The 16,000-nt window shown below is 63.3% G+C and carries 14 protein-coding genes and 1 pseudogene; 5 read left to right on the top strand and 10 right to left on the bottom strand.

Going from position 1 to position 16,000, the window contains the following annotated elements; all coding sequences use genetic code 11:
* The 3 genes and pseudogenes from DQ397_RS14835 to DQ397_RS14825 all read right to left on the bottom strand — a co-directional run.
* A pseudogene (locus DQ397_RS14835) lies at nt 1-168 on the bottom strand (aldehyde dehydrogenase); the annotation flags it as partial.
* A 58-nt stretch (nt 169-226) separates the two neighbouring features.
* The gene (phnX, locus tag DQ397_RS14830; RefSeq protein ID WP_043213968.1) at nt 227-1,054 is read right to left on the bottom strand and encodes a phosphonoacetaldehyde hydrolase; all 828 of its coding nucleotides are present in this window, start codon (nt 1,052-1,054) and stop codon (nt 227-229) included.
* 112 nt (nt 1,055-1,166) lie between these two features.
* Entirely contained in the window at nt 1,167-2,324 is a 1,158-nt protein-coding gene (locus tag DQ397_RS14825) for a 2-aminoethylphosphonate--pyruvate transaminase (RefSeq protein ID WP_043213969.1), read from the bottom strand.
* Between the two features lie 248 nt (nt 2,325-2,572).
* On the opposite strand from DQ397_RS14825, the gene zapE reads away from it, so the two are divergent.
* Nucleotides 2,573-3,646 (top strand): cell division protein ZapE, encoded by a 1,074-nt coding sequence (gene zapE, locus DQ397_RS14820; RefSeq protein WP_043213971.1) that lies wholly within the window; start codon nt 2,573-2,575, stop codon nt 3,644-3,646.
* A gap of 22 nt (nt 3,647-3,668) precedes the next feature.
* On the opposite strand, the gene DQ397_RS14815 is transcribed toward zapE, so the two are convergent.
* Nucleotides 3,669-5,558 carry a propionyl-CoA synthetase gene (locus DQ397_RS14815; protein ID WP_043214020.1) on the bottom strand — a complete coding sequence of 630 codons (1,890 nt, stop codon included), beginning with the start codon at nt 5,556-5,558 and terminating at the stop codon, nt 3,669-3,671.
* 177 nt (nt 5,559-5,735) lie between these two features.
* Here DQ397_RS14815 and DQ397_RS14810 point away from each other — a divergent pair, with 177 nt between their 5' ends.
* Nucleotides 5,736-6,602: a LysR family transcriptional regulator gene (locus DQ397_RS14810; protein WP_043213973.1), complete on the top strand. Its 867-nt coding sequence runs from the start codon at nt 5,736-5,738 to the stop codon at nt 6,600-6,602.
* Here DQ397_RS14810 and DQ397_RS14805 read toward each other — a convergent pair.
* The 5 genes from DQ397_RS14805 to DQ397_RS14785 all read right to left on the bottom strand — a co-directional run bounded on the left by DQ397_RS14805 (nt 6,576) and on the right by DQ397_RS14785 (nt 10,682).
* Nucleotides 6,576-7,733, bottom strand: a complete 1,158-nt coding sequence (locus DQ397_RS14805; RefSeq protein ID WP_043213975.1) for an HPP family protein — start codon at nt 7,731-7,733, stop codon at nt 6,576-6,578. The genes DQ397_RS14810 and DQ397_RS14805 overlap by 27 nt on opposite strands.
* A gap of 341 nt (nt 7,734-8,074) precedes the next feature.
* Nucleotides 8,075-9,394 carry a sensor histidine kinase gene (locus DQ397_RS14800; RefSeq protein ID WP_043213977.1) on the bottom strand — a complete coding sequence of 440 codons (1,320 nt, stop codon included), beginning with the start codon at nt 9,392-9,394 and terminating at the stop codon, nt 8,075-8,077.
* A complete protein-coding gene (locus DQ397_RS14795) occupies nt 9,391-10,059 on the bottom strand; it encodes a response regulator transcription factor (protein WP_043213979.1) in 669 nt (222 codons plus the stop codon). The genes DQ397_RS14800 and DQ397_RS14795 overlap by 4 nt, the downstream gene beginning before the upstream one ends.
* Nucleotides 10,060-10,374 (bottom strand): PepSY domain-containing protein, encoded by a 315-nt coding sequence (locus tag DQ397_RS14790; RefSeq protein ID WP_043213981.1) that lies wholly within the window; start codon nt 10,372-10,374, stop codon nt 10,060-10,062.
* A complete protein-coding gene (locus tag DQ397_RS14785) occupies nt 10,374-10,682 on the bottom strand; it encodes a PepSY domain-containing protein (protein ID WP_043213984.1) in 309 nt (102 codons plus the stop codon). Before DQ397_RS14785 ends, DQ397_RS14790 begins: the two co-directional genes overlap by 1 nt.
* 228 nt (nt 10,683-10,910) lie before the next feature.
* On the opposite strand from DQ397_RS14785, the gene DQ397_RS14780 reads away from it, so the two are divergent.
* Both DQ397_RS14780 and queD read left to right on the top strand, forming a co-directional pair.
* Entirely contained in the window at nt 10,911-11,990 is a 1,080-nt protein-coding gene (locus DQ397_RS14780) for a hypothetical protein (protein WP_043213988.1), read from the top strand.
* A 52-nt stretch (nt 11,991-12,042) separates the two neighbouring features.
* A complete protein-coding gene (gene queD / locus DQ397_RS14775) occupies nt 12,043-12,399 on the top strand; it encodes a 6-carboxytetrahydropterin synthase QueD (RefSeq protein WP_043213989.1) in 357 nt (118 codons plus the stop codon).
* Between the two features lie 48 nt (nt 12,400-12,447).
* On the opposite strand, the gene DQ397_RS14770 is transcribed toward queD, so the two are convergent.
* Nucleotides 12,448-12,915: a DUF1289 domain-containing protein gene (locus DQ397_RS14770; protein WP_043213991.1), complete on the bottom strand. Its 468-nt coding sequence runs from the start codon at nt 12,913-12,915 to the stop codon at nt 12,448-12,450.
* Between the two features lie 406 nt (nt 12,916-13,321).
* Here DQ397_RS14770 and acnB point away from each other — a divergent pair, with 406 nt between their 5' ends.
* On the top strand, nt 13,322-15,931 hold the full coding sequence (gene acnB / locus DQ397_RS14765; protein WP_043213992.1) for a bifunctional aconitate hydratase 2/2-methylisocitrate dehydratase: 2,610 nt from the start codon (nt 13,322-13,324) through the stop codon (nt 15,929-15,931).
* Nucleotides 15,932-16,000 lie beyond the last annotated feature (69 nt).

The raw sequence follows: 16,000 nt of genomic DNA, 5'->3' as shown, positions 1-16,000 counted from the left end.
TTCGGCAGTGGTGCGTGGGAATTCGGCGATCGGCTGGCCGTTCACCGGAGAGGTGTTGGTGAAGTATTCACCCTTGACCGGAGGAACGAACTCACCGCCGATGTAGTTGCCGTAGCGGCTCTTGAAGGAAATTTTCGCGCCTTCGGTACCCGGATGTGCGTAACGCATGGTGTGTCTCCTGGCTCTAGCTCGTAGGGGTTGTGAGTGTGGTGTAGTTGTGCGCCGCTCAATAGGCTTGCGGTGTTTCACCCCGGGCCAGACGCTGGTTGATGTCGTCGATCACCCCTGGCAAATCGGCGATGGTGTCGATCAGGTAGTGTGGACGGGACGGCTCGAACATCTTGACGATGCGCGCGCGCTCCTCGGCCAGTTTGGCCGCCGGCAACGACTTGTAGGCCTGGTAGGACAGGCCCAGGGCATTGCCCGAGCAGGTAAGGGCTACGGTCCACATGCCGGCGCGACGGCCTTCGAGGATGCCCGGCCAGGTGTCGTCGACCTTGACGCAGGCGGCGACGTCATCGATGCCCAAGGCAATCACGTTGGCCAGAGCCTGGGCGGGCCATGGTCGGCCATTGGGTGTTTCGTCAGTGGCCACCACATGATCGGCGACATAACCGTTGTGCTTGGCCAGTTCCACTACCTTGTCCATCACCACTTTCGGGTAGCCGGAACAGGAGCCGATCTTGAGCCCCTTGTCACGCACCGCTGCGATGGCCTCAAGGGCACCTGGGATCAGCGCCGAATGCACGGCGATCTTCTCGATCTGCAGGGGCATGAAGCGCTCGTAGATGGCTGTGACGTCGTCGTCGGTAGGTGTACGACCGAACACCTTGCGGTAGCGCTCGGCAATCTCGGGCACATCGCACAGGGTACGGATGTGATCCCACTTGCCCATGCCCATCGGGCCACGGGCTTCGTCCAGGGAAACGCTCACACCGAATTCGGCGAAGGCTTCGACGAAGATCTGGGTGGGCGCGAACGAGCCGAAATCGACGACGGTACCGGCCCAGTCGAGAATCGCGGCTTGCAACGAGGAAGGCTGTTCGTAGTGCATCGTGGTGGCTCCGGAAATCGCTAACAGGCACCCAAGATCCGCGCAAGGAATCCAGGTCAACGGTATGGGAAAGCGTCGAGGCAGCTAAGCGTGCCGCCTCGACAGGGCCGACTCAGGCAGCTGGACGTTGCATGTCCACGCCCATCGCCAGAAGAGCGTCGGCGATGGCACGCAGCAGTTGGTGAACGATGTGTTCGTCGATCTGGCCGATGCAGCCGATGCGGAAGCTTTCGGCCACGGTCAGCTTGCCGGGGTAGATGATGAACTGGCGGGCCTTGAGTTCGTCGTAGAAACGCTTGAAGTCGAAATTCGGATGCTCAGGGCTGAAGAACGTGGTGATGATCGGCGACAGCCAGCAGTCTTCAAGCAAGGTCTTGAAGCCTAGCTCGCGCATGCCGGCCACCAGCACATCGCGATTGCGCGTGTAGCGCGCCTGCCGGCCCGCCACGCCACCTTCGGCACGGTGCTGCTCCAAGGCCTTGTGGAAGGCCACCACGCTGTGGGTCGGCGGAGTGAAGCGCCATTGTCCGGTGCGCTCCATGTAGGCCCACTGCTCGAACAAGTCCAGACTCAGGGAGTTGGCGCGGCCCTTGGCGGCCTCCAGCACACTGCGACGGATAATCACGAAACCGAACCCCGGGATGCCTTCGATGCATTTGTTGGCAGACGAGACCAGCACATCGAAGGCGATGTCCTGAACGGTCAGGGGCACGGCGCCGAAGGAACTCATGGCATCGACGATCAGGCTCTTGCCATGGGCCTTGACCACGTCGGCGATGGCGCGCAGCGGGTTGAGGATGCCGGAGCTGGTCTCGCAGTGGACGATGAAGACGTTGGTGACGTCCGGGTTGGCCTTGAGCAGCGCATCGACTTCATCCGGCTGGGGCGGCAGGTAGTCGCCCTTGTCCAGGGTGATGTAGGCGCGCTCGAGGTATTCGAGGGTCTTGCTGGCGCGCTGGCCGTAGGCACCATTCATCAGGACCAGGGCCTTGCCGTTCTTGGGGATGGCCGTGGCCAGGGCCGCCTCGACCGAATAACTGCCGCTGCCTTGCAGCGGGACGCAGGCGAAGCTGTCATCCTCCACGCCGGCCATGCTCAACAGTTGCTGACGAACCTCGGCCGTGACCCGATTGAAATCACCGTCCCATGAGCCCCAGTCGCGCAGCATGGCCTCTTTGGTGGCCTTGGAGGTGGTAAGCGGGCCTGGCGTCAGCAGGTAGGGCTCACCCAGGGCTGGCGGGGCGAGCGGGAGGGCTTCGGCTTTGGTCATGATCTTCTCCGGCGGTTTTGTTTTTGTGAAGGAGTGATGCATGAGCGCATGGAAGCAATTTGCACTGGATAAGAAAAATCGATTTATCGTATTTCACAAATAAGCTTTGTTTATTTATCGCAGTTTCCAACGCCTCCAGCGCCTAGACCCATCGCATTTCACGATCATCCCTAGGCATATTCTCGATTGCTCACAGCGCCAGCCTCCTGCAAGCTGCCCTGCCCGCCTTCGCAACGAGGAACCCGCACGTGTCCGCCTGGCTTCCGATGCCGCTACGTCATTTCAAGCAGCGCTTGCGCAACGAGTCGCCCACTGACAACAGACTCCTGGCGTTCTTTCAGGACAAGGCCGACAGCCGCGGCTACCAGCTGAGCGACGGGCAACGTCGCGTCATCCAGGCCATGGCCGAACAACTGGCCCTGCTGGAACAAGGCCAGGCGCGCAGTCTCTACCTGCATGGCTCGGTGGGGCGTGGCAAGAGTTGGCTGCTCGACGGGTTCTTCCAGGCCGTGCCGGTCGAGGCAAAGCGCCGCCTGCACTTTCACGATTTCTTCGCCCGCCTGCACCAGGGCATGCACCGCAACCGAGCGCTGAATGATGCCTTGGGCGCAACGCTGGACGAACTGCTCGATCACTGCCAAGTGCTGTGTTTCGATGAATTCCATGTCCATGACATCGGCGATGCCATGCTCCTCACCCGCCTGTTCAACGCTCTGTTCGACCGCGGCGTGTGCCTGCTGGTGACCTCCAATTACGCCCCCGAGGGGCTGCTGCCCAACCCGCTGTATCACGAGCGCTTCCTGCCGGTGATCCGCCTGATCCACAGCCGCATGCAGGTGCTGGAAGTCGGCGGTGACACGGACTTTCGCAGCCTGCCGGCGAACCGCGCGCATCAGCGCTTCACCCAAGGGCATTACCTGTGGCCTGGCGATGCCAACCAGCGCCAGAGCCTGGCGCTTCCGGTCGCGCAGCCAGTCCTGCTGGAGGTGAACAAACGCAACCTGCGCGCCCTGGCCAGCCAGGGACGAGCGGTGATGTTCGCCTTTGCCGACCTGTGCGAACAGGCCACAGCGGTAATCGACTATCTGGCGTTGGCCGAACGATTCGACGCGTGGATCATCGACGGGCTGGACGACCTGTCCGAATGCTCGCTGGCCGCGCAGCAACGCTTCGTCAATCTGGTGGACGTGCTGTACGACCAGGACAAGACCGTGACAGTGATCGGCACGCGGCCGCTGGCAGAGAGCCTGGGCGGCTCACTCGCCGACCTGATGCGTACCCGCAGCCGCCTGGGGCAACTGCATCAGGTCGGGCCTGACTGAGCGCACGCTTCGCACTGCCCAGTCAACTCGCCCTGGGCAGATCCGCCAATACCCCTTCGATTTCAACGAGCACCGCCGGATCGTCCAGCGTCGAAGGCGGCACGTAGTCCTGGCCATCGGCGATCTTGCGCAGCACCGCGCGCAGGATCTTGCCCGAACGGGTCTTGGGCAGGCGCTTGACCAGACGCACGCGGTTGAAACACGCCAAGGCGCCAATGTGCTCGCGCACGCTGGCCACCAGCTCTGCCTGCAACTGCTGCTCGCCGATCCCATCGCCGTCCTTGAGCACTACCAGCGCCAGCGGTACCTGGCCCTTGATCTCGTCATGAACGCCGATCACTGCGCATTCGGCCACCGCCGGATGGCGGGCGACCAGGTCTTCCATTTCACCCGTGGACAGGCGATGGCCCGAGACGTTTATGACATCGTCAGTGCGCCCCATGATGTAGACAAAGCCGTCATCGTCCAGGTAACCGCCGTCACCGGTGTGGTAGTAACCCGGGTGTGGGTGCAGGTAAGCCTGCAGGTAACGCTCGTGATCACCCCAAAGGGTCTGGCTGCAACCGGGCGGCAAGGGCAAGGCAATGACGATCGCGCCCTGCTCGTTCGGCCCCAACAGTCGGCCCTCGTCATCGAGCACCTGCACGTTGTACCCCGGCACCGCACGATTGCTCGAGCCTGGCCGCGCCGCGCTGCCCTCCAGGCCGACGCAGGGCGCGGTGACCGGCCAGCCCGTCTCGGTCTGCCACCAATGGTCATGCACCGGTTTGCCGCTGACCCGCTCCAGCCATTGATGGGTGCTCGAATCCAGTTTCTCGCCGGCCAGGAACAACTGGCGCAGCGAGCTCAAATCATGACGACGGATCAGCGCTCCGTCCGGGTCTTCCTTGCGGATCGCCCGCATGGCGGTGGGGGCGCAGAACAGGCCATTGACCTGGTACTGCTCCACCACGCGCCAATAGGCCGAGGCGTCCGGGGTGCGAATGGGCTTGCCTTCGTAGAACACTGTGGTGCAGCCATTCATCAACGGCCCATAGACGATCAGCGAATGCCCGACCACCCAACCCACGTCCGAAATGCCCCACCACACGTCCCCAGCCTGCATACCGTAGATATGCCGCATGGCATAGCACAGGGCGACTGCGTTACCGCCGTTCTCGCGCACGATGCCTTTGGGTTTTCCGGTGGTGCCGGAGGTGTACATGATGTAGAGCGGATCACCCGCCTCCAGCTCCACCGAGGGCACCGGGTCGACACCGGCCTGCGCCTGCTGCCAGTCCAGATCGCGCCCCGACTGCAGGGTGGCGTGGGCCTGCGGGCGTTGCAGCACCAGGACATGACGCGGCTGATGCCTGGCCAGTTGCAAGGCGCGATCGACCAGCGGCTTGTATTCGATCACCCGGTCGAACTCCAGGCCGCAGGAGGCGGTGAGCAGCAGCGTGGGTCGGGCGTCATCGATGCGCAGGGCCAGTTCGTTGGCGGCAAAGCCGCCGAACACCACCGAGTGCACGGCACCGATTCGCGCGCAGGCCAGCATGGCCATGGCGGCCTGGGGCACCATGGGCATGTAGATGATCACCCCATCGCCCTTGCCCACGCCCAGCTGCCGCAGCAGGCCGGCCAGGCGGGCCACTTCATCTCGCAACTGGTGGTAGGTGAAGGTCTGTTGCACGCCGGTCACCGGCGAGTCGTAGATCAACGCCAGCTGGTCGCCGCGGCCCTGCTCGATCTGATGGTCCAGGGCCAAGTGGCAGCTGTTCAGGCGGCCATCAGCGAACCAACGGTGGGTGCCGTCGGGGTTCTCCTGCAGGGTCAGCGAAGGCTTGCGATGCCAGGCCAGGTGTTCGGCCTGTTCGGCCCAGAAGGCAGCGGGGTCGGCGATGGAGTGGGCGTAGCTGTGCTGGTAGGTCATGGCGATTTGCAACCCGGTACTTGTTGTTATTGAAGGGCGAACCCCGAGTATGGACCGGTACCCCGCGCCCGCCATCGGACTTAAGTCGCAACCGATATGCAAGATTGCACGGGGTTGTCGCCCCGCTACAGCACGAGGCCTAGAATAGGGCTTCTCGTGAGCCAAAGAGCCGTTTCAATGGATATCGACCAGGCCCGTACCTTCCTGGAAATCGTGCGCTGCGGCAGCCTCGTCGCCGCCGCCGAACGCCTGTTCGTATCGCAGACGGCCATCAGCGCGCGGGTACAACGCCTCGAGCAGCAACTGGGCTGCCAGTTGTTCATCCGCAGCCGCAACGGCGCAACCCTCACCAGCGACGGCGAGGCGTTCATCATCTACGCAAACCAGATGGTGCAGACCTGGGAGGCCGCCCGCCGCGACCTGCCGCTGCCCCAAGGGTGCCAGCAAGTGCTGCACGTGGGGGGCGAGGTGAGCCTGGCCAACCCGATGATGCTCGCCTGGGTCAGCGCCCTGCACCGGGAATTGCCCAGCCACGCCATCCGCAGCGAGGTGAGCGATGGCGAGTCGTTGCTGCGCAAGGTGGAAATGGGCCTGCTCGATGCCGCGCTGGTGTACCAGCCGACCTACGGCCCGGGGCTGCAGGTGGAGCAATTGATGGAGGAAAAGCTGATCCGCGTACGCCGGGTCGGTCAACCCGAGCCCTATATCTACATCGACTGGGGCGAGGCCTTCCGTCGCCAGCATGATGCCGCCCTGCCCGACTGCGCACGCCCGGCGCTGAGCTTCAACCTGGGCCCCTTGGCGTTACAGTTCATCCTCGAGCAAGGGGGTAGCGGCTATTTCCGGACGCGGGTGGTGCAGGCCTATCTGGAAAATGGCGTGGTCGAGCGGGTTCCACAGGCGCCGGAATTCACCTACCCGACCTTTCTTGTCTACGCCCGCAAGCGCGACAGCGAGGCCTTGCAGCAAGCCTTCAATGTGCTGCGCCGGCTGGTGGCCACCGGCGATAGCGATTGGTCACAGCGCTGGGACCCGATTATCTGAACGTTGCGCGGCGGCGTTGAGCAGGTGCCGCTTGAGCCCGGCGATAAGATCGGTCTGGGTGATCACGCCGACCAACTTGTCATCCTCGAGCACCGGCAGGCAATGCAGGCCCTGCTCGCTGAGCAATGGCAACAGGCGATCGAGCGGATGCTGGCTGCTGACACTGATGACCCGGCGGCTCATCACCTGCTCCATACGCACCACCGGGCGACGGAACAGCCCACGCCAACTGAAACGTGCTCGGGCCATGGCCGGGCCGACCAGGTCGCTGAGGCTGACAATGCCCACCAAACGCCCTCCTTCCAGTACAGGCAGGGTCTTGAGCTGGTGGTTGGCAAGCATCTTCCAGGCCTGCTCCAAGGTGGTGGCCGGCGACGCGAACTGCACGTCACGGGACATCACCGAGGCCGCGGTGATACCGCCCAGGCTGCGTTGCAGGGCATGCTGCTCGGTGGCCAGGATGATGCGCTCGAGCTCATCGCGCGTAACATCGACGAACTCGCCCAATTCTTCCAAGGCGACATCCAGGTCTTCGCTGTTCACCCCGACCCGCTCGCTGGGCAGCGGATCGTGGGTGTGGTGCAGGTCTTTGCGCGGCAACGGGCCCTTGGGGTAGCGCACGCCGGTGAGACGGTTGTAGAGCACCGCCACGACAATCAGGATCAAAGCATCGAGCACGATCGGCTCGAGCAGATGGTTGCCCAGCGCCGTCAGCCCCGGGTCCGCCAGCACGGCACCTACCGCCACCCCGCCACCTGGAGGGTGCAGGCAGCGTAACAGGCACATCATCACGATCGACAGGCCCAGGGCGCTGGCTGCGACCCACAGTTCAGTGCCCAGGTAATGACGCATCACCAAACCCACGATACAGGCCACGGCATAGCTGCCCAGCACCGGCCACGGCTGGGCCAACGGCCCGGAATGCACCGCGAACACCAGCACTGCCGAGGCGGCCAGGGGGCCGAGCAGGTGCAGGGCGACCAAGGGACCATAGGCCAGACTGACGAGGGTTCCGGCAAGCAGCAGGCCAAGCAGCGCGCCAAGGCCAGCACGCAACCATTCTTTGGGAGGGATGTTCAGGTGCGCAGGCAATAAGCGCTGCAGACGGTTTTCGGGACGCGAGGCAGACATCAGGGCAGTCGATCGTGTTCTTCTTGATTTGAAAAGAAAGCCCAGCCGAACGGGCCTGGGCTTGTATTGCCAATGCAATAGCTTAATGGCTCCGTCCCTGGAGATGGAAACACGAAGTTTCATCGCGGCGATTGTGCCGGGTGTGATAGCAAGCGGGCCAATTCAAAAAAGTGCCGCTGTACTGCAATTTTTTTGCAGTGCCAGGCGTTACGGTGGCCTCGTGGAAGTGGATTTACCGGCCAATACAGGGCTGACGGTGGTCCTCATGGGCGCTGGCGAAGCCTGCGATGGGTCGTGGCAGACCCCACAGTGAACCAATCGAGGTGCTGCCCGTGGCGCCTTCAACGCCCCTTGCGCGGCAGCGCGATACTCACCCGCAAACCGCCCAACGGGCTTTCCAGCAGCGCCAACGTCCCGCCCCAAGCCTCGACGATATCGCGCACGATACCCAGGCCCAGGCCATGCCCATCGACCTGCTCATCCAAGCGCGAGCCCCGCTCCAGAACCTGCAGACGCGCGGCTTCGGGAATGCCAGGGCCGTCATCGTCGACCCACAGCTGATAACCCTCGACCGTCGGCGCGATACCCAGGCGCACCTCGCTGTCGGCCCATTTGCAGGCGTTGTCCAGCAGGTTGCCGAGCAGTTCCAGTAGATCCTCGCGGTCCCATGGCAACAACAGTCCCGGTGGCACGTCGCGCTCGAGCAGCAGCCCTTCGCCATGGATCATGCCCAGGGTGCCGAGCAAGCCCGGCAGCTCGGTGTCACAGTCGAACTGCGCACCGGGCAGCGCGTCGCCGGCCAGACGCGCACGGTTGAGTTCACGGGCCAGGCGTTGCTGGATCTGCTCGAGTTGCTCGCGCAGTTGCTCACGTACGTCCGGCAAGCCCTTCAGGCGTTCACTGGCCGCCAGGCTCAGCAGGACCGCCAGCGGCGTCTTCAGGGCATGGCCGAGATTACCCAAGGCGTTACGCGAGCGGCGCAGGCTGTCCTCGGTGTGCGCCAGCAGGTGGTTGATCTGGTCCACCAAAGGTTGCAGCTCACTGGGCACTTGGGCATCGAGCTGGGAGCGCTGGCCTTGCTGCAACTGAGCGATCTGCTGGCGTGCCCGCTCCAGCGGGCGTAGCGAGCGGGTCACGGTCAGGCGCTGCAGCACCAGCACCAACACCAACGCCACCAGCCCCATGCCAAGACCGATCTGTTGCATGCGCCTGAAGCCCTCGCGCACCGGGGAGTAATCCTGGGCCACGCTGATCGAGATGTCCTGGCCCAGGCGTCGGTAGTCTGCACGCAGGGTCAACAATTGCTGACCCTCCGGCCCTAGCTCAAGGCCATCCTCGAGCCCCGCAGCCGCAGGCTTGGGCATGTCCAAGTCCCATAGCGAGCGTGAGCGCCACGTGCCTTGGTCGAAGTCGATGCGAAAGTAATAGCCCGAAAAAGGGCGCTGATAGGCCGCCGATATGCGTCGCTCGTCCAGCTGCAGCCCTGACGGCCCGCGAACCAGGGCCACCAGCAGGTTTTCGCTCTCCTTGCGCAGGCCGGCCTCCAGGTAACGCTGCAAGCCGACCTCGAACAGCCACAGACTCAGCTGGGCCAGGACCAGGCCGACCACCACCAGCACGGCCACCAGACCCAGGCTCAAGCGTGCCTGGATCGACCTCACGCCGCGCTCCCGGCATACACGTAACCCTGGCCGCGGCGGGTCTCGATCACGCTGCGACCCAGCTTGCGACGCAGGTGGTTGACATGCACTTCCAGCACGTTGGAGTCGCGCTCGGTCTCGCCGTCATACAAGTGCTCGGCCAAGTGACTCTTGGACAACACCTGTTGCGGGTGCAGCATGAAGTAGCGCAACAAGCGAAACTCCGCAGCGGTCAGTTGAATGTAGACACCTTCGCGGATCACACATTGACGGCCTTCATCCAGGTGCAGGCCAGCGGCCTCCAGCGTCGGCTGATTGGCCAGCCCCCGGGCACGACGCAACAACGACTGGATACGCAGTTGCAGCTCCTCGGGGTGGAAAGGTTTGGTCAGATAGTCATCGGCGCCGGCCTTGAGCCCTTCGATACGTTCAGCCCAGGAGCCGCGCGCGGTGAGGATCAGCACCGGCGTGGCCAGGTTGGCGGTGCGCCACTGGCTCAGTACCTCGAGCCCCGGCAGGCCGGGCAGCCCCAGGTCAAGGATGATCAGATCGTAAGGTTCGCTCTGGCCCTGGTACACCGCGTCACGGCCATCGGCCAGCCAGTCCACGGCATACCCCTGGCGCTGCAAGCCGGCGATCAATTCGTCGGCCAGGGGGACATTGTCCTCGACAAGCAGCAGGCGCATTCAGTCGTCTTCCTCGTCTTTGAGCAGCTCACCGGTGCGGGCATCGAGCTTGACCTCCCGTACCACGCCGGCCGGGGTCAGCAACTCGACCTCGTAGGCGTATCGGTCATGTTTCTCTTCGAGCTCCGCCTCCAGCAAACGCGCCCCGGGATAACGTCCCAGGGCGGATTCGAGCAGGTGTTCCAATGGCAGGATGATGCCCTTCTGACGCAGTTCGAGGGCTTCATCCTGGTCCAGATCTCTAGCACCGGCCAGCGAACAGGCGGCCATCAGGGCCAGGGCCAGGTAGCGCGCCGTTCGCGGTAGATCACTCATCAGTTGTCTCGTTCGTCCTTGAGGACTTCACCGGTCTTGGCGTCCAGGTCCACGTCCCATTCGACGTTCTGGGTGTCGCGCAGCTCGACTTTGTAGATGTAGCGGCCGTACTCGTTCTCAAGCTCGGAGTCGGTCACGGTGGCACCCGGGTGCTTGGCTACGGCGGCAGCCTTGAGCTCGTCCAGGGACTTGATGGTCTTGGCATTGACCAGCTTCACCACTTCATCGGGCTGAACGTCCTTGGCGAAGGCAGCATTGGCACCGAAAGCGAGGGCGGCGGCAGTGAACAGGGCAGTCAAAGTTTTCATGGGTTCTCTCTCCATCGAGATCAGCAAGTTGTCTACGGGGTTAAGATTACCCCGCGGTCCTTAATCCAACCTGAAAACAGCTGGCCGCATGATAGCGCAGCTTTGTCTCCCATTTCGCGGGTAAACCCGCTCCCGCAGACCACACCTGTGGGCGCGTGCTTGCCTGCGAAAAGGCCGATACAGACAATCCCCTTTATAATCACCCGCTTGTTGCCTGCGAGATCTGTCATGAGCGCCATCCACATCAAGTACCCCGCCCTGACCTTCAAGGCAGGCCAACGCGCCTTGCGCCAGATCCGCGAGCGCGGCCTGCGGGCAGCCGATGTGGGCGTATTGCCAGGCGCCGCTGGTGGCCCCAAGCCACTGGGCATCCAAGGGCTGGACCTGGCGCTGTTTGGTGAGTGGCTGCCCTCGGCCCCGCGCCAACGCGCACTGATCGGTGCCTCGATCGGTGCCTGGCGCTTCGCCAGTGCTTGCCTGAGCGACCCCGTCGATGGCCTGCGCCGCCTGGGTGAGTTGTACACCGAGCAAAATTTTGCCAAAGGCGTGACGCCGACCGAAGTCAGCCAGAGCTGCACGCGCATGCTCGATGAACTGCTGCAAGGCCGCGATGGGCAGATACTCGCCAACCCGCATTACCGCCTGAACATCATGGTGGTCAAAAGCCACGGCCTGCTCGCCGACGACCATCGCGCTCGCCTGGGCATGGGGTTGTCCTCGGTGATCGCCAACAACCTGCTGGGCCGCTCGCGCCTGGCGCGGCACTTCGAGCGGGTCATCCTGCACGACGGGCGTGCCGCGCCGCCGCTGGACGCCCTGACCGATTTCCCGTCGCGCTGCCTGCCACTGGACCTGGCCAACTTGCGCCAAGCCCTGCTCGCCTCAGGCTCGATCCCCATGGTGATGGAAGGCGTACGTGACATTCCCGGCGCAGGCGCCGGCACCTACCGCGACGGCGGCCTGCTCGACTATCACCTGGACCTGCCCTACCAGGGCGACGACCTTGTGCTCTACCCGCACTTCACTGACAAAGTGGTGCCCGGCTGGTTCGATAAAGCCTTGCCTTGGCGCCGCGGCGATGCCACGCGTCTGCAGAACGTGCTGCTGATGACGCCATCGCCCCAGTACCTGGCCGCTCTGCCCTACGGCAAGCTGCCAGACCGCAACGACTTCAAACGCTTCATGGACGATGCACCTGCGCGAAAGCGTTACTGGTACAAGGCCATTGCCGAGAGCCGGCGCCTAGGCGACGAACTGCTGGAGCTGATCACCACCGGGCGGCTGCATGAACAGCTGCAAGCCTTGTAACGGGCATGCTGATAAACTGCACGCCAGCATTGTTTTCAAGAGTCTCTAAAGCGTGGAAATCTTCAAAGAATTTACTTTCGAATCGGCCCACCGCCTGCCCAACGTTCCCGCCGGGCATAAGTGCGGTCGCCTGCATGGCCATTCGTTCAAGGTCGGTCTGCACCTGACCGGGCCGCTCGACCCTCACACCGGCTGGATCCGCGACTTCGCCGAGATCAAGGCGATCTTCAAGCCGATCTACGAACAGTTGGATCACAACTACCTGAACGACATTCCGGGCCTGGAGAACCCCACCAGCGAAGTGATCGCCAAGTGGATCTGGGACCAGGTCAAGCCCCTGCTGCCGGAGCTGTCGAAGGTCCGCATCCATGAAACCTGCACCAGCGGCTGCGAATACAGCGGCGACTGAGTTCGCTGGACGGGCGCCTGCGCGGCGCCCCTGCTCGCGGTCGGCGGGCTAACCCAGCGCCTGCTTGAGAAAGGACGGCGCGATGTAGCGTTGGTAGTGCGCTTCGGAAAGCAAGAAAAACTCCCGGTCAATGGCATCGCGCAACTGCGGCAGCTCCCAGTCGCGAAACTCTGGCAGCAAGGCCATGCCGTAGGCTTCCAGGTCCCGGATCATGCGCGCGCCGCGGGCGATCAACTGATAGGCCCAGCAATACTCGGACTGGTGCGCCAGAAAACGAATCGAACGTTGCTCCAGTTGCTGGCGCAGGCGTTGTTTGTCGAACACTTCCAGCTTGGCCATCATCACCTGCACCAGCAATTGCTCCAGGCGCTGCCAGACGGCACGTTTTTCGTCCTCGTCGTAGCCGTTCCAGTGGATCACTTCATGATGAAAGCGCTTGCAACCCCGGCATACCAGGTCGCCATAGACCGTGGAACAGAGCCCTACGCAAGGGGTTTTGATGGAGTGGTTGGACATGTACAGACAACAGCCTGGCGGTGGAACACCCGTCAATGTTAGCCCTTTGTCTAAGCAGGGTCACTCGTTAAAGTCGTATGCGCCGCCTTACGTTCGCCCTTTTTTTCCCGTAGAATCACACCGCCTTTTCAAGGCACCAATGTCCGTTGGAAGCTGTTTTCAAAGCGTCACGAGCACAGTTCATCCGGTAGAACAGCGTTGGCCGGGGCATGCCACCGTGCATGGCCCGCGCCAGCCCTCATCAGCTCACCGTTCTACAGGCGTAAAACTTTGAAAGCAGCTTCTGTAAGGATTCTCTGCGACCCTGGCTGGGCGGCCCACAAAGCCGTCATTGCGCATGGGTGCAAAGAATGCTGGATGAGCGTCCCGGACTCCCCTTTAGGGACCACTGATGAGGGTAATAACTGTGCTTGAAGCCTACCGCAAACACATCGAAGAGCGTGCCGCCCTGGGCATCGTGCCCCAGCCGCTTAACGCCGAACAAACTGCAGGCCTGGTCGAGCTGCTGAAAAACCCGCCGGCCGGCGAAGAAGCCTTCCTCGTAGACCTGATCACCCACCGCGTTCCCCCAGGAGTCGACGAAGCCGCCTACGTCAAGGCCGCTTTCCTCTCCGCCATCGCCAAGGGCGAAGCCAAATCCCCGCTGATCGACCGCAAGCATGCCACCGAGCTGCTGGGCACCATGCAGGGCGGCTACAACATCGAGACGCTGGTCGCGCTGCTGGATGACGCCGAACTGGGCGCCGTCGCGGCCGAACAGCTCAAGCACACCCTGCTGATGTTCGATGCCTTCCACGATGTGGCTGAAAAAGCCAAGGCCGGCAACGCTCACGCCAAAGCCGTCCTGGAATCCTGGGCTGCCGGCGAATGGTTCACCGCCCGCCCGGCCATCGCCGACAAGTACACCCTGACCGTGTTCAAGGTGCCTGGCGAAACCAACACCGACGACCTGTCCCCTGCCCCGGACGCCTGGTCGCGCCCTGACATCCCACTGCACGCCCTGGCCATGCTGAAGATGGCCCGTGACGGCATCGAGCCGCAGCAGCCTGGCTCGGTCGGCCCACTGGCCCAGATCGAAGCGGTCAAGGCCAAGGGCTTCCCGGTCGCCTATGTCGGTGACGTGGTCGGTACCGGTTCCTCGCGTAAATCGGCCACCAACTCGGTGCTGTGGTTCTTCGGCGACGACATCCCGTACGTGCCGAACAAGCGCGCCGGCGGCTTCTGCTTCGGCACCAAGATCGCCCCGATCTTCTACAACACCATGGAAGACGCCGGCGCCCTGCCGATCGAATTCGACTGCACCAACCTGGCCATGGGCGACGTCATCGACGTCTATCCATTCAAAGGTGAAGTACGCCGCCATGGCAGCGACGAGCTGGTCACCACCTTCGAGCTGAAAACCGAAGTCCTGCTGGATGAAGTCCGCGCTGGCGGCCGTATCCCGCTGATCGTCGGCCGTGGCCTGACCGAGAAAGCCCGTGCCGAACTGGGCCTGGGCGCTTCGGATCTGTTCAAGAAGCCAGAGCAGCCTGCCGACACCGGCAAGGGCTTCACCCTGGCGCAGAAGATGGTCGGCCGCGCTTGCGGTCTGCCAGAAGGCCAGGGCGTGCGTCCAGGTGCCTACTGCGAGCCGAAGATGACCACCGTCGGTTCCCAGGACACCACCGGCCCGATGACCCGCGACGAGCTCAAAGACCTCGCCTGCCTGGGCTTCTCCGCCGATCTGGTCATGCAGTCGTTCTGCCACACCGCGGCCTATCCGAAGCCGATCGACGTCAACACCCACCACACCCTGCCGGATTTCATCCGTACCCGTGGCGGCGTGTCCCTGCGTCCAGGCGACGGCATCATCCACAGCTGGCTGAACCGCATGCTGCTGCCTGACACCGTCGGCACCGGTGGCGACTCGCACACCCGCTTCCCGATCGGCATTTCCTTCCCGGCCGGTTCCGGCCTGGTCGCCTTCGCCGCTGCCACCGGCGTCATGCCGCTGGACATGCCAGAGTCGGTACTGGTTCGCTTCAAGGGCAAGCTGCAGCCTGGCATCACCCTGCGTGACCTGGTCCACGCCATCCCTTACTACGCCATCCAGCAGGGCCTGCTGACTGTCGAGAAGAAGGGCAAGAAGAACATCTTCTCCGGTCGCATCCTGGAGATCGAAGGCCTCAATGAGCTGACCGTCGAACAAGCCTTCGAGCTGTCCGACGCCTCGGCCGAGCGTTCCGCCGCCGGTTGCACCATCAAACTGCCGGAAGAGTCGATCGCCGAGTACCTGAAGTCCAACATCACCCTGCTGCGCTGGATGATCAGCGAAGGCTACGGTGATGCCCGTACCCTGGAGCGCCGCGCGCAGGCGATGGAGGCCTGGCTGGCCAAGCCTCAGCTGCTGTCCGCCGATGCCGACGCCGAGTACGCTGCGGTCATCGAGATCGACCTGGCCGACGTCAAGGAGCCAGTGCTCTGCGCGCCGAACGACCCGGACGACGCCCGTCTGCTGTCGACCGTCGCCGGCGACAAGATCGACGAAGTGTTCATCGGTTCGTGCATGACCAACATCGGTCACTTCCGCGCTGCAGGCAAGCTGCTGGACAAGGTCAAGGGTGGCATTCCAACCCGTCTGTGGCTGGCCCCGCCAACCAAGATGGACGCCCACCAGCTGACCGAGGAAGGCTACTACGGCATCTACGGCAAAGCCGGTGCGCGCATGGAAATGCCAGGCTGCTCGCTGTGCATGGGTAACCAGGCACGTGTACAGACCGGTTCGACCGTGGTCTCCACCTCGACCCGTAACTTCCCGAACCGTCTGGGCGACGCCACCAACGTCTACCTGGCTTCGGCCGAGCTGGCCGCAGTTGCCTCGATCCTCGGCAAGCTGCCGACCGTTGAAGAGTACCTGCAGTACGCCAAGGACATCGACAGCATGGCTGCCGACGTCTACCGCTACCTGAGCTTCGACCAAATCGCCGAGTTCCGCGAAGCGGCGGCCAACGCCAAGATCCCAGTGGTCCAGGCGTAATGAGCGGCAAGCTGTAAGCTACACGCTGTAAGAAGAAGCCCCGGCAGAGATGCCGGGGCTTTTTTGTGG

It is taken from the genome of Pseudomonas sp. CK-NBRI-02 (assembly GCF_008124495.1).
Lineage (GTDB): Bacteria > Pseudomonadota > Gammaproteobacteria > Pseudomonadales > Pseudomonadaceae > Aquipseudomonas > Aquipseudomonas guariconensis.
This window is presented reverse-complemented; position numbering and strand designations above follow the sequence as displayed.